The following is a 244-nucleotide window of genomic DNA, read 5'->3' as shown; positions in this document are numbered from 1 at the left end:
CGCAAGCTGGATGCGCGCTGGGTGCCGGCGGCGGTGCTGGTCGGGCTGGTGGGCGGCAGCTTCTTTTATGGCGATGGGGTGATTACCCCGGCCATTTCGGTGCTCTCGGCTATCGAAGGCCTGCAGATTATCGCCCCTGAGCTGGACAGCTTTATCGTGCCGCTGTCGCTGCTGGTGTTGACCGCGCTGTTCGCGATCCAGAAACACGGCACCGGCAGCGTCGGCAAACTGTTCGCCCCGGCGA

Annotated in this window: 1 protein-coding gene; it reads left to right on the top strand. The window is 64.8% G+C overall.

Annotation, left to right across the window (positions count from 1 at the left end; translation table 11 throughout):
- Positions 1–244, top strand: a 244-nt coding sequence (locus tag AC4IFT_RS22595; protein ID WP_490752991.1) for a KUP/HAK/KT family potassium transporter, incomplete at both ends; no start/stop codon positions are given.

The organism is Providencia sp. UF-183 (assembly GCF_058246155.1).
The sequence above is the reverse complement of the archived record's forward strand: the minus strand, read 5'-3'. Positions and strand labels throughout refer to the sequence as shown.